This window comes from Dactylosporangium salmoneum (assembly GCF_039532525.1).
Classification (GTDB): Bacteria; Actinomycetota; Actinomycetes; order Mycobacteriales; family Micromonosporaceae; genus Dactylosporangium; species Dactylosporangium salmoneum.
Genome location: NZ_BAAARV010000094.1, coordinates 1 through 12755, shown reverse-complemented (window position 1 = coordinate 12755; position 12755 = coordinate 1). Strand labels below are relative to the sequence as shown.

The window sequence follows — 12755 nt, the reverse complement described above, 5'->3', positions numbered from 1 at the left end:
GATGCGGCGTATATTCCGGCCAGGCTGGTGGATGCGTACCTACGACCTGTGAGAAGGAACAACCATGACCACATCCGTCGTGTCCATCGTCTACGTGAACGACGCTCCCGCCGCAGCTCGTTTCTACGGCGACCTCCTCGGCATCAGCCCCTCGTTCGAGACTTCGGGATACATCACCTTCGACCTCGGGCCAGGCGCTGACCTCGCTCTGTGGTCCGGCCAGTTCGAGGATCTGTCGCCCGACGTCCCGCGTACCAGTGAGGTTTGCCTGGCCATCGAAGGTGGACGACCCGACGAGATCAACGCGATCTTCAAGCAGTGGCAGTCCAAGGGCGTCACGATCCTGCAGGAGCCGCACGATGCGGGGTTCGGGCTGACCTTCCTCGCAGCCGATCCTGACGGGAACCGTATCCGGGTCGCACCGAAGGACTGAAAGGCCACAATGCGGCAGGCGCGCACGTCAGGTGTCGCGCCTGCCGTTGTCCGCCTTCGAGAGGACGACGAGTGCCCCACGTCGACGGTGCACTTCTCGGAGGTGTACACCTGCGGGCTACCGCGATCTTCTCGGAGGTCATCTTGCCGGGCCAGCCACCTCGGCGCGTAACTGACATCCGGTGAGTGACATCCGCGCTGCCAGTCAGGCGAGAAGGCGACTACTCGGGTTTGTGTGGGCGCTGGACGCCCTCAGAGGTTCCTGTGACGTTCGGTCATGTCTGGCGCTGTTCGGCGATAGTTGGCACTGTTGCTAGCACATGTCGGCAGCTACCTCATCAGCAAGGAGCCCACGCCGATGTCGTCCACAGCAGGCGAGCTCGTTACCGAGGTGTTGGAGTACGACGGTGGACGTCAGGTCACCGCCTACGTCCCGGCGGCCGCGCCCGAGGCAATCGTCTTTGCCGGAGACGGCCAGTTGATCACGTCGTGGGGAGCAACTCTTGAGACCGCCGATCTACCGCCCACGATGATCATCGGCGCGCACCGGCTGGAGGACGAGACGCTGCGGCTGCACGAGTACTCACCGGGCCGCAGCACGGACGCGTTCACCTTCGACCCGCAACGGTTCGCGGCACACGAGAAATTCTTCGTCGAGGACGTACGCCGATGGGCGGCGACCCGCCTGGGCGCCAAGCTGCCGGCCGACCGAACGGCGGCGTTCGGTGTCTCCGCCAGTGCAGAACTCGCACTGGCCATGGGGCTTGGGCATCCCGACATCTACGGCGCGGTCTTCTGCGCCTCGCCCGGTGCGGGGTACCGGCCACCCGCCGTGCTGTCCGGCAGGTTCCCACGCACCTATCTCGTCGCCGGCACCGAAGAACCGTTCTTCCGCGACAACGCGACCCGGTGGGCGAACGCGCTGCGCGATGCGGGTGGCGACGTTGTCCTGACCGAACGGGCCGGCTCGCACGGCGACGCATTCTGGGAACAAGAGTTTCCGCTGATGGTGGCGTGGGCGTTCGGACACTGACCTGCCCCGACGCCCGCCGAGGGCCCAACGATGATCACGTTACCGTCGTTCGTTGATCAACTCGTGCGACTCACCACAGCATTCAACCGGATCCTTCGGCTGTCCGGGGCCACAGTGCAGTCGGCGGCGTTCACCGAGCGCGGCCGAGGAGCCGGCCCGGCAACGCACCGAACGCCGGGAGGCTGAGATCGCTTAATCGCTGGACGGGCGGCGGGCGGCGGCGGTAGCGTTCCGGCGACCGTGGTCCGGCCTGAGGGGGTGAGCACCGTGAACGTTGTAGCGATGTGGGTGCTCCCCATTCCCGTCACGGTCGGGCGACTGCGGTAGGTGCCGCCCGGGAGCGTCCCTTTGGGATCTCCCGAAAGGTGACACCGATGAACACACTCGTCATCACGCGCGTCGCCGAGCGGCAGTGGCATGCCCTCGACGACGACCTCGTGGTCGGCCGCGGCGACGCCTCGCCCCGCCCGGACGGCCGCCTCTTCCTGAGCATCGACGCCTGGAACGACGACGTCTTCGCCCGCCTCGCCGAGGCGATGCTGGCCGCCCTGCCGCGGCCGCTGTACACCGTCGTGGACGAATCCGACCTCGACCTGCGAACCCGGTGGGTGCAGGCCGGCCTGACCACCCGCCGCCGCGAGTGGGAGTACGTCATGCCGAGTGGCGGCGATGGTGCGGTACCGCGGCCGGGTTTGACGCTCTTGCCCATCGGCACCGCCGAGCTGGACCCGCTGCGCCACCTGGATCGCACGATCCGCGCCGAGATCGAGGCCACGATCGGCTGGGATCAGATGCCGGCGGCGGTACTGTCCCGGCCGCTCGACCCCACGCACTACGCGGTCGCCGCCGAGTCCGGCGCCTACGTGGGCCTGGCGCGAGTGGCGCTGCTGCCGAGGCACACGAGGATCGGCCTCATCGCGGTCCGGTCCGGCCACCGCCGCCGCGGCATCGCCCGCGCCCTGCTCGCGGAGATCCTGGCGGCCACCCACGCCCGCGGCGTCGAGACGGTCTCCGCGGACGTGCACGAGGCCAACACCGCGGCTGTCGCGCTCTTCGAGGCCGCCGGCGCGCGCCGCACCGGCAGCAACCTCGAGCTGGTGATCCACTGATGCCCAGGGCAACTGACGGCATCCAGCTCGAGGGCACCGTGCTGGAGTGCCTGCGCGATGCCAAGTTCCGCGTCGAGCTCGCCAACGGCCACATCGTCCTGGCCCACATCAGCGGCAAGATCCGCAAGAACTACATCAAGATCCTGCCGTTCGACCGCGTGCTGGTCGAGCTCAGCCAGTACGACCTGACGAGAGGCCGGATCCTCTTCCGGTACCGCAACTAGCTCCCGGAACCGAAGGACGGCGCCGATCTCCCGGCGCCGTCCTTCGTCACAATCACCGTGACATTGCGCGACTTGGCGGAGCGTGGGTCGTGCTCACGTCAGTGCCCGCGTAGACGGCGTAGTAGTGCCGCCCCTTGGGAATCGGATGACCACAGCGAGGTTCGCAGGTCAGATAGATGCCATACGGCTGCGATGGTCTCGTCCAGCGCGCTGGCACCGACGGCGGATATCCACCAGTCACACTGCCCGGGGCTGTCCCAGAGCATGATCTTCGCATCGCGGCATTGGAAGCGGTGGACCGTGTGACCCGGCCACCCCACCGTCACCGGACCCTGCTCGTACCGCTCACGCAGATACTCCAGCGATCCGGCGTCGAGTTCCGCCGCCTGTGCCTGGATCAACGGTTCCTGCGACAGACACGCCGCGTCCCACCGACGGGACGCCACGAACGCCGCTACATCGGGGCAGTACTGGGTCGTCCCGTGCGACCACCCCGTGCGGCTGACGATCTGACCGCCGACCAGAACCGGTGGGTTTTGGCCGGCTAGTGGGACACCCCAGGCACAGACGCCCTGGTTCTCTACGGATATCAGCAAGACGGGCGATGGCCAGTCCGGAAATTCCCGATCACCGCTCGCTGACCAGTCCACCACGACCCTATCGGGGTAGATCACCCGGTCCGTGTACGGCACGGCTATCGCCCGCGCCACGTCAGACGTGAGCCAGGAGCGAACGCTCGCGGGAACGGCAGGCTGGGCCACGAACGGTTTTAGCACAACGTGGTTGGCCTGGCACAGCGTCCGCGCCTTCCAGGCCGCCGGCTACCGCCCGGTGGGGGCCGAGGTCCTGCCGTTGCCGCTACGGTGAGGCCATGCCGACCGGTCTGCCGCTGACCGAGTTCGACCCGGACCGCGCCGCCCTGATCGCGCCACGCCCGCCCGCTCTGGCCGAGCCGCTGCCCGAGCGCGTCGTGCTCTGCTACTTCGCCGAGGTCCTGGCCACGCTGGGGGCCCGCCGCATCGGCGCGTTCTCCGCCGAGCTGGGCGCGCACGAGATCTACGTCGTGGAGGACGGCGACGGCCCGCCCGTCGCCGCCTTCCACCCGGGCGTTGGTGCCCCGCTGGCCGCGCACCACCTGGAGCAGGCGATCGCGGCCGGCGGCCGCTCGTTCGTCGCCTGCGGCGGCGCGGGCGCCGTGCGGCCCGGCCTGGCCCTCGGGCACGTCGTCGTGGTCGAGGCGGCGGTGCGGGACGAGGGCACGTCGTACCACTACGCGCCCCCGGCCCGCACGATCCGCGCCGGCGCCGAGGCCGTGGCGGCGTGCGTGGGGGTGCTGCGGGAGCGCGGGGTGCCGTACACCGTGGGCACGACGTGGACGACGGACGCCCCTTTCCGCGAGACCCCGGCCCGGATCCGGGCCCGGCGCGACGAGGGCTGCGTGACCGTCGAGATGGAGGCCGCCGCCTTCCTGGCCGTGGCGGCCTTCCGCGGCGTGCGCCTGGGCCAGCTGCTCTACGCGGGCGACGACGTCGGTGGCGAAGCCTGGGACCACCGCCGCTGGACCACCTCGAGCGTCCGCACCGACCTGCTGCACCTGGCCCTGGCCGCCGCCCGCCGCCTGTGAGGCGTGCCGCGAAGGCGATCGGGACGACGGAGAACGCGCTAGCATGCGTCGGCATGGCGACGCGGCTCGTGCAGATCAACGTGAAGGCTCAGGACGACTCGGCGCTGGGCGGCTTCTGGGCGGAGGCGCTCGGCTGGGGAGTCTCCAGTGAGGGACCCGGCGTGACCAACCTCGAACCCGAGGGCTTCGTCTACCCCGACCCCGTCGCCGTCTGCATCGACCTCACCGCATCCGCGGAACCCAAGACGGTGAAGAACCGCGTGCACGTCGACCTCGCCACCACCTCGGCGGCCCATCAGGCGGCGGTGGTCACGCGCCTGCGGGATCTCGGCGCGACACTCGCCGACGTAGGCCAGGGCGACGTCCCGTGGACGGTCATGGCCGACCCGGAGGGCAACGAGTTCTGCGTGCTGGACCCGCGGCCGCTCTTCCGGGACACCGGACCGATCGCCGTGGTGGTGGTCGACTGCGCGGATCCGCGAGCCATGGCCCGCTTCTGGGGCAGCGCCACCGACTGGACCGTGCACGAGGTGACCGACCACGACGCGATGCTGCGCTCCGCCAAGGGCGTCGGCCCATATCTGCGGTTCGTCCGCGTGCCCGACGTGAAGACCGGGTGGAACCGCGTCCATCTCGACGTGCGCCCGTACCCGGGTGACGATCAGGAGGCCGAGGCGGCCAGGCTGCGGACACTCGGCGCCACCGCGATCGACCTGGACGTCCCGTGGACGGTCCTCGCCGACCCGGAAGGCAACGAGTTCTGCCTCCTCGCCCCGGGCTGATGCAAACGAGCCCGGGGCTGATGCAAACGAGCCCAGGGCTGATCCAAACGAGCCCAGGGCTGATCCAAACGAGCCCGGGGCGAGGAGACGCGCCCCGGTCGCGCCACCGGCTGCCGAAGAGGGCCCACAGGCGGGGTGTAGCGGGGCAGGTCGGTGGGCTTCAGGCGGAACCAGCCCACGTCGTCCGGGTCGGGATCGGAGCGGACCCGGGACGCCGCGCTCCTCGCACAGGGCAGTTGATACCACGGGCGGGGCGCGGTTCGCCGCCCCGCCCGTGCACCCCCGCTCCCCCGGCGTCGCGGTCTCGCAAAGGGACAGTCTCCGCGGCGGGGACGGGTCAGGACTTGTACGAATGCGTCAGCAGGGTGCTGGTGATCTGGCCGGGCACGAAGTCGGCGGCGTCGCGCGGGTCGCTGCGGCGGCGCGCGGAGTGGAACTCGCGCGGGGAGCGGCCGACCATCGCCCGGAAGACGCGGTTGAACTGGGGCTGGTCGTAGAAGCCGGCGTCGGCTGCGGCGCGGGTCCAGGATGCGCCGTCGGCCTGCAGGCGCAGGGTCCGCTGCAGGCGGAAGACGGCGGCGGCCGCGCGCGGGGGCAGGCCGGTGTGTGCGGCGAAGCGGCGCTGCAGGCGGCGCACGCTCCAGCCGGTGGCGGCGGCGAGGTCGCGGGTGGCGATCCGCCCGGCCCGGGCGCGCAGCAGCGACCAGGCGGCGGCCACCTCCGGGGCGACCTCGAAGCGGTCGAGGCGGGCGGCGAAGGCCTCGTCGAGCAGGGCGAAGCGGGCCTCCCAGCCGGCCCCGGCCAGACGGTCGACGAGTTGGCCGACGCCGGGCAGCAGATCGGGCAGGGCGGCCGGGGACTGGGCCAGGTCGGCCAGGACCGGGCCGAAGACCCGGTAGGCGGCGAGCGGGTCCAGCAGCACCGTGAGGCCCTCGACGCGGCCGGTGTGCTCCCCGACGGTGGCGGTGGCGCGCAGCGGGTTGAGCAGCGACGCCGCGGCGAACGCCGGCGCGCCGCCCACGGCCGGGAGCACCTTCACCGGCTCGGCGAGGCCGATCATCAGCTTGGCGGTGCCGTCGGGCAGCAGCAGGCGGCGGCGGGTGGGCTGCTCGGGCAGCCGGAAGCCGCGGTAGCCGAGGACGGCGCCGCGCAACGCCGGGGCCGCCGGGCGAGCGATCTGCACCCGCGCATTCCTATCGCCCCCGGCAGCCGAGGGCAACGCGAGACCGCGCCCGGCAGCGAGGGCAGCGCGAGACCGCGCCCGGCGCCTGGAGGAGGTCGCGGCCGGCGGCTGGCAACGCGAGACCGCGCCCGGCGCCTGGAGGAGGTCGCGGCCGGCGGCTGGCAACGCGAGACCGCGCCCGGCAGCAGAGGGCAACGCGAGATCGCGCCCGGCGGCATCGGGCAGCGTGAGAGGGTGGCGGGCATGGCGATGCGGTTCGGCGAGGTGGCGGACATCTACGAGGACGCCCGGCCCGGGTACGACGCGCCGGCGCTGGCCCGCGCGATCGCCGGCTACCACGGCGCCCCGCCCGGGCGGGTGCTGGAGGTCGGGGCCGGGACCGGCAAGGGCACCGAGGTGCTGGCCCGCCTCGGCGGGGAGCTGACCTGCGTCGAGCCGGACGAGCGGATGGCGTCGGTGCTGCGCTCGCGGTTCCCGGCCGTGGAGGTGGTGGTCGCGCCGTTCGAGGAGGCCCGGGTCGAGCCGGCCGACGTGCTCGGCTGCGCGCTGGCGTGGCACTGGCTAGATCCGCGGCGGCGGTGCCGGCTGGCGGCCGAGGCCCTGCGGCCGGGCGGCACCCTCGCGGTCTTCGGGCACCGGTACGCCTATGCCGACCCGGCGCACGCCGCGGCCATCGACGCCGCGTTCCTCGCGGTGGAGGGGCGGGCTTCCGCGGTACGGCCGGAAACCGAGGCCTTCGACGACATTCGCGCGTCGGGGTGCTTCGCCGACGTGCGGCTCGAGCGGTCCAGCCGGCACCTGCCGATGGAGCCCGGGCAGTACCTCCGCCTGCTGCGGACCTTCGGGCCGTTCCGCGCCAAGAGCCCGGCCGACCAGGAACAGACCGTCGAGGCCCTGGCGGCGGCCCTCGACCGGATCGGCGGGGAGATCGTGCTGGACCTGCGGGGCACCCTGACGCTGGCTCGGAAGGCGTGACTGGACCGGTGGGCCGACAATCGGAGGCATGTATGTCATCCAGGAGCGCTTCTTCGACATCGGGGACGACTTCGATGTGACCGACGGCCACGGGCGCAAGGTGCTGCACGTGGACGGGAAGGTGCTGAGCCTGCGCGACCGGCTCGTCGTGGAGGACCCGGCCGGGCACGAGGTGGCGACCGTGCACCGCAAGCTGATCTCGCTCCGCCCGACGTACACCATCGAGATCGACGGCGAAGAGGCAGCCGAGGTGCGCAAGAAGCTGTTCACGCCGTTCCGCGACAAGTTCACCATCGACGTGCCGGGCCCGGACGACCTGGAGATGTCCGGGAACCTCTTCGACCGGGAGTTCACCGTCGAGCGGGGCGGGCGCGAGGTGGCCACGGTCTCCAGGCGCTGGCTGAGCATCCGCGACAGCTACGCGGTGAACATCGCCGAGGGCGAGAACCACCTGATCATCCTGTGCGCGGTGCTGGCGCTGGAGCTGGCGCTGCAGCGGGAGAAGGGCGAGAACGGCTGACGTTCAGCGCGCGCGCAGGCCGTCGACCAGCAGGTCCAGGAGGCGGCCGGCCTGCTCGCGCCGCTCCGGCCCGCCGGCCGCGAGGGTGACGCCGCTGAGCGCCGTGAGCACGTCCAGCGGGTCCACGTCGGTGCGAAGACCGTCTCCCATCAGGCCCGAGACCGCGCCGACGAGCAGGTCCCGGCTGTGCGCGAAGGGCTGGCCGCCGGCCGCGATGACCGCGCGCAGCGCCTCGGCGAGGCCCTGCTTGGCCGTCATGTAGTCGATGTAGCCGTCCATCCAGGCGCGCAGGGCCTCCACGGGCGGCAGCTGCGCGCGCAGGCGCGGGGCGGCGTCGCACAGTCGGGCCAGCTCCGTGCGGTACACCTCCTCGATCAGCGCCTCCCGGGTCGGAAAGTGCCGGTAGAGCGTGCCGATGCCGACCCCGGCGTCGCGGGCCACCCGCTCCAGGCTCACATCCGCCGCCGACTCCGCGCCGGAGAACGCCTTCAGCGCGGCCTCCAGCAGGCGCTCACGGTTGCGCCGGGCGTCCGCGCGCAGGGGACGGCCGGTCTCGGGGTGGGTCACGTCACACTCCAGGGGGAATCAATCGGAGGGTCCTCCGGTTACTGTTGAGGCATCTGGAGGATCCTCCGCTTCATATCGTACCGCTGATGCCTCAAGGGGAAAGATCATGACCTTCGGATTCGACACGACCGCCGCCGAGGTGCTCGACGGGGTCGACCTCACCGGCCGGCGGGCCGTCGTCACCGGCGGCGCCTCGGGAATCGGCGTCGAGACCGCGCGGGCCCTCGCCGGGGCGGGCGCCGAGGTGACCCTGGCCGTGCGTGACCTCACCGCGGGTGAGCGCACCGCCGCGGACATCGTCGGCACCACCGCCAACAAGGGGGTGCGGGTCGCCCCGCTCGACCTCGCCGACCGCGCATCCGTGCGCGCGTTCGTCAGCGGCTGGGACGGCCCGCTGCACATCCTCGTCGGCAACGCGGGCGTCATGGCCTGCCCGCTCGGGCGCACGCCGGAGGGCTGGGAGCTGCAGTTCGCCACCAACCACGTCGGCCACTTCACACTCGCCACCGGGCTGCTGCCGGCGCTGCGGGCCGCGAACGGCGCACGGGTGGTCGCGGTCAGCTCCAGCGCCCACCACTACTCCCCCGTCGTCTTCGACGACATCCAGTACGAGCGGCGCGAGTACGCCCCGTGGCCGGCCTACGGCCAGTCGAAGACGGCGAACATCCTCTTCGCCGTGGAGGCCGACCGGCGCTGGTCCGGCGACGGCATCCGGGTCAACGCGCTGCACCCCGGCTCGATCCGGACCAACCTGCAGCGGCACGTGCCACGGGAGGAACTGGACCGGATGGCCAAGGCGGCCCTCGGCGGCCGGCCGCGCCGGTTCAAGACCACCGAGCAGGGCGCGGCCACCTCGGTCCTGCTGGCCACCGTGGACGGCGGCGGCGGCCGCTACTTCGAGGACTGCGCCGAGGCGCCCGTCACCGAACCCGGCGCCTTCAGCGGCGTCGCCCCCTACGCACTCGACCCCGAGGCCGCCGAGCGCCTCTGGGATGTCACCACGTCTCTGGTCAAGGAGTAATCGTGAACTTCGGAGCACAGACCACCGCCGCCGAGGTGCTCGACGGCGTCGACCTCACCGGGCGCCGGGCCGTCGTCACCGGCGGCGCCTCCGGCATCGGCGTGGAGACCGCGCGGGCCCTGGCCGCCGCGGGCGCCGAGGTGACCATCGCCGTGCGCAACGCCGAGGCCGGCGAGCGCACCGCGGCCGACCTCGTGGCCGCCACCGGCAACAAGCAGATCCACGTCGCCCCGCTCGACCTGGCCGACCAGGCCTCCGTGCGGGCGTTCGCGGCCGGCTGGGAGGGGCCGCTGCACATCCTCGTCAACAACGCGGGCGTCATGGCCTCGCCGCTGAGCCGCACGCCGCAGGGCTGGGAGATGCAGTTCGCCACCAACCACCTCGGCCACTTCGCCCTCGCCACCGGCCTGCTGCCGGCCCTGCGGGCGGCGGACGGCGCCCGGGTCGTGGCCGTCGCCTCCAGCGCGCACCTGCGCTCGGGCGTGGTGTTCGAGGACATCCACTTCGAGCGGCGCGAGTACGAGCCGTGGCTGGCCTACGGGCAGTCGAAGACGGCGAACATCCTCTTCGCCGTGGAGGCCGACCGGCGCTGGTCCGGCGACGGTATCCGGGTCAACGCGCTGCACCCCGGCGGGATCCGGACGAACCTGCAGCGGTACATCGACGTCGACGAACTGGCCCGCAGCATCAGGGCCAGCAGCGGGCAGGAGGTCCGCTGGAAGAGCACGGAGCAGGGCGCGGCGACGTCGGTGCTGCTGGCCGCCTCCCCGGCTGTGGCTGGCGTCGGCGGGAAGTACTTCGAGGACTGCCAGGAGGCCAGGCCCAACGTGCCGGGCGAGCGCACCGGGGTCGCGCCCTACGCGCTGGACCCGGAGGCGGCCGCCCGGCTGTGGGCCGTGTCCGCGGAGACGATTCAGAGCACGTTGTAGCGGCTCAGCGGCTCGATCAGCTCGCGCTCCTCGTACGCCAGGTGCGACAGGAGCGTGTCGGTGAGCAGGTCGACCGCCTCCCGCACCTTGGCGATGGCCTCCGGGTCGGCGACCATCGCCACCAGCGCCGCGTCGACGCGCTCGAGGACCTCGGCGATGACGTGGTGCTCCGCCTCGAGGCGGTCGACCACCGGCACGAGCCGGGGGTCGGCCGCCCGCAGGCGCGGGAACAGGCTGACGTCCTCGATGGTGTGGTGCGTGGTGACGACCCGGCAGTAGCTCTCGCAGTACGTGCCGAGCGTCCAGTTGTTCTGCCGCATCGCCATCGTGTTGATCATCGAGCGGGCCCGGCCGAGGTCGAGCGCGCCGGCCGCGACCTGGTCGACGAGGTCGCGCACCTGCGCCAGCTCCTGGCGGAGGTGGTTGTGCACGTCGACGAGGTGCTGGCCGGAGGCGCGCTGGCGGGCGTTGTACGTGACGCTCAGGTCGCTGGCCGGGCCGGCCGGGCGCTCGGCCTCGTCCCACAGCCGCTCGCCCGACAGCCGGACCCCGTCGTCGGGCGTGGGCGTCGCGAGCGTGTCGTTGCGCGCCTGGACAACGACGGGCGCCGACTCTTCCGATATGAGCGACATGACCGATGTATCGGATTTGTCGTCATGCGATCGCTCGGCGGCCACCAGCTCGCGGACCGCGGGGGCGACCTCCAGGGCGAAGCGCTCCAGGTCGGCGTCGCCGCCCGCGGAGACCATCAGGATGAAGGCGCTCATCCCCTCGGTCACCGCCAGCTCGGCCAGCTGCTCGACCCACACCTTCGGCGGCCCCTGCAGGAACTCCCGTCCGTCGCCGCGGAACGCCCCGGCGATGTTGTACAGCCGCCGCACGTCCTCCGGCCGCCGCCCCGCCGCCACCGCGGCCTCGTCGATGCGCCGGTTGGCCTCGCCGAGCTGCTCCGGCGGCAGGTACGGCGCGCTGGGCAGCCACCCGTCGGCCGCCCGCCCGACCAGCGCGAGCATCCGCGGCTTGTAGCCGCCGACCCAGATGCCGATGTCGTGGGCGGCGCCGGGCCCGGGGTGGGCGCCGTCGAGGGCGTAGAACTCCCCGCCGACCCGGGCCGAGCGCTCGTCGCTCCACAGCGCGCGGATGACGGCGATCGCCTCCTCCAGGGCCTTGAGCGACTCGGCCGGGCTGCGCCGGGGGCCGCCCATGCCGGCCACCGCGTCCCAGAACGCGCCCGCGCCCAGGCCCAGCTCCACCCGGCCGTCGCTGAGCAGGTCGAGGCTGGCCGCGGCCCGCGCGAGCACGGCCGGCGGGCGCAGCGGCAGGTTGGCCACGTTGGGGAAGACGGAGATGCGCTCGGTCTGCGCCGCGATCGCGGTCAGCAGGGTCCAAGCGTCGAGGAAGCGCGCCTGGTACGGGTGGTCCTGCACGCTGGTCATGTCCAGCCCGAGCTCCTCGGTGCGCGCGGCGAGCCGCAGCGTCTCCGCGGCGCCGGCGGCATCGGGCGGCAGGAAGGTCCCGAAGCTCAGGTCGTGGCCATAGTCGGTCATGCAGATAATATGTCACGCAGAACGTTCCGGGTGCAAAGTGGCTCGCCTCACGGTACCGGCAACCGGGCACGCGGGTGGTTCCGTCTTCTACGGCATGAGGACATCGGACGAGGCCGAGTTCCGCGACTTCGCAACCGCGCGCATGGCGGGCTGGCGGCGCACCGCCTACCTGCTGGGCCGCGACTGGGACCTGGCCGAGGACCTCGTCGCCACCGTGCTGGGCAAGCTGTACCGCCAGTGGTCACGCCGGGCGGGGATCGCCAGCCTGGACGCGTACGTCAACACGATGCTCGTCCGGGCCCTGCTGGACGAGCGGCGGCGGCCGTGGCGGCGCGAGCACCCGGCAGACCTCGACGCCGAGCGGGCCGGCCCGGACCGCCCGGCGACGCCCGAGGAGGGCACGGTCGACCGGCTGACCCTGGACGCGTACCTCGGGCAGCTCGGCGCCCGCCGCCGGGCCGTGCTGGTGCTGCGCTTCTACTGCGACCTGTCCGTGGAGGAGACCGCCGAGGCGCTGGGCATCTCGGTCGGGACCGCGAAGAGCCAGACGGCGCGCGGGCTGGAGACCCTGCGCGCCCTCGTACCGGTGAGGGAGTCATGACGTACCGCAGCCTGTTCGACGAGACCATCGGGCACGACCCGGCGCCGCGGCACTCCGTCGAGGAGCTGATCGTGCGGTACCGCCGCCGGGTCCTGATGCGGCGAGTGGCCGGCGCCGGCGCCGCGGCCGCGACCCTCGCGGTGGAGGCCGCGATGACGGCCGCACTGTCCGCGCCCCCGCCGCCCGGGCCGGCGCCCGGCGCGAGGAC

15 protein-coding genes are annotated in these 12755 nt (G+C 72.4%); 12 read left to right on the top strand and 3 right to left on the bottom strand.

Annotation, left to right across the window (positions count from 1 at the left end; genetic code table 11):
* Positions 1 to 64 precede the first annotated feature (64 nt).
* From ABD352_RS46735 to ABD352_RS46710, 6 genes are all read left to right on the top strand, one after another.
* Entirely contained in the window at positions 65 to 433 is a 369-nt protein-coding gene (locus tag ABD352_RS46735; protein ID WP_344619089.1) for a VOC family protein, read from the top strand.
* A gap of 300 nt (positions 434 to 733) precedes the next feature.
* A complete protein-coding gene (locus ABD352_RS46730; protein ID WP_344619088.1) occupies positions 734 to 1465 on the top strand; it encodes an alpha/beta hydrolase in 732 nt (243 codons plus the stop codon).
* 374 nt (positions 1466 to 1839) lie between these two features.
* Entirely contained in the window at positions 1840 to 2574 is a 735-nt protein-coding gene (locus ABD352_RS46725; protein WP_344619087.1) for a GNAT family N-acetyltransferase, read from the top strand.
* Positions 2574 to 2798 carry a translation initiation factor IF-1 gene (infA, locus tag ABD352_RS46720; protein WP_344619086.1) on the top strand — a complete coding sequence of 75 codons (225 nt, stop codon included), beginning with the start codon at positions 2574 to 2576 and terminating at the stop codon, positions 2796 to 2798. Before ABD352_RS46725 ends, infA begins: the two co-directional genes overlap by 1 nt.
* Before the next feature lie 871 nt (positions 2799 to 3669).
* The gene (locus ABD352_RS46715; RefSeq protein WP_344619085.1) at positions 3670 to 4422 is read left to right on the top strand and encodes a nucleoside phosphorylase; all 753 of its coding nucleotides are present in this window, start codon (positions 3670 to 3672) and stop codon (positions 4420 to 4422) included.
* A gap of 53 nt (positions 4423 to 4475) precedes the next feature.
* Complete coding sequence (locus tag ABD352_RS46710; RefSeq protein ID WP_344619084.1) at positions 4476 to 5204, top strand: VOC family protein; 729 nt, start codon at positions 4476 to 4478, stop codon at positions 5202 to 5204.
* A 337-nt stretch (positions 5205 to 5541) separates the two neighbouring features.
* On the opposite strand, the gene ABD352_RS46705 is transcribed toward ABD352_RS46710, so the two are convergent.
* Positions 5542 to 6387 carry a helix-turn-helix domain-containing protein gene (locus tag ABD352_RS46705; RefSeq protein WP_344619083.1) on the bottom strand — a complete coding sequence of 282 codons (846 nt, stop codon included), beginning with the start codon at positions 6385 to 6387 and terminating at the stop codon, positions 5542 to 5544.
* A gap of 243 nt (positions 6388 to 6630) precedes the next feature.
* On the opposite strand from ABD352_RS46705, the gene ABD352_RS46700 reads away from it, so the two are divergent.
* Together ABD352_RS46700 and ABD352_RS46695 are read left to right on the top strand one after the other, a co-directional pair.
* On the top strand, positions 6631 to 7362 hold the full coding sequence (locus tag ABD352_RS46700) for a class I SAM-dependent methyltransferase (RefSeq protein WP_344619082.1): 732 nt from the start codon (positions 6631 to 6633) through the stop codon (positions 7360 to 7362).
* Between the two features lie 28 nt (positions 7363 to 7390).
* Entirely contained in the window at positions 7391 to 7882 is a 492-nt protein-coding gene (locus tag ABD352_RS46695) for an LURP-one-related/scramblase family protein (protein WP_344619081.1), read from the top strand.
* Positions 7883 to 7885: 3 nt separating this feature from the next.
* Here the strand turns inward: ABD352_RS46695 and ABD352_RS46690 are convergent, their stop codons facing one another.
* Entirely contained in the window at positions 7886 to 8449 is a 564-nt protein-coding gene (locus ABD352_RS46690) for a TetR/AcrR family transcriptional regulator (protein WP_344619080.1), read from the bottom strand.
* Between the two features lie 106 nt (positions 8450 to 8555).
* On the opposite strand from ABD352_RS46690, the gene ABD352_RS46685 reads away from it, so the two are divergent.
* Together ABD352_RS46685 and ABD352_RS46680 are read left to right on the top strand one after the other, a co-directional pair.
* Positions 8556 to 9470 (top strand): SDR family NAD(P)-dependent oxidoreductase, encoded by a 915-nt coding sequence (locus ABD352_RS46685; protein ID WP_344619079.1) that lies wholly within the window; start codon positions 8556 to 8558, stop codon positions 9468 to 9470.
* Between the two features lie 2 nt (positions 9471 to 9472).
* A complete protein-coding gene (locus ABD352_RS46680; RefSeq protein ID WP_344619078.1) occupies positions 9473 to 10399 on the top strand; it encodes an SDR family NAD(P)-dependent oxidoreductase in 927 nt (308 codons plus the stop codon).
* Here the strand turns inward: ABD352_RS46680 and ABD352_RS46675 are convergent.
* Positions 10384 to 11946, bottom strand: coding sequence for an LLM class flavin-dependent oxidoreductase (locus ABD352_RS46675; RefSeq protein ID WP_344619077.1), 1563 nt, complete (start codon positions 11944 to 11946; stop codon positions 10384 to 10386). The genes ABD352_RS46680 and ABD352_RS46675 overlap by 16 nt on opposite strands.
* Before the next feature lie 94 nt (positions 11947 to 12040).
* Between ABD352_RS46675 and ABD352_RS46670 the strand changes: the two genes are divergently transcribed.
* Together ABD352_RS46670 and ABD352_RS46665 are read left to right on the top strand one after the other, a co-directional pair.
* A complete protein-coding gene (locus ABD352_RS46670; RefSeq protein ID WP_344619076.1) occupies positions 12041 to 12547 on the top strand; it encodes a SigE family RNA polymerase sigma factor in 507 nt (168 codons plus the stop codon).
* Positions 12544 to 12755 (top strand): hypothetical protein (locus tag ABD352_RS46665; RefSeq protein ID WP_344619075.1); only part of this gene is annotated, 212 nt, incomplete at its 3' end. The genes ABD352_RS46670 and ABD352_RS46665, both read left to right, overlap by 4 nt.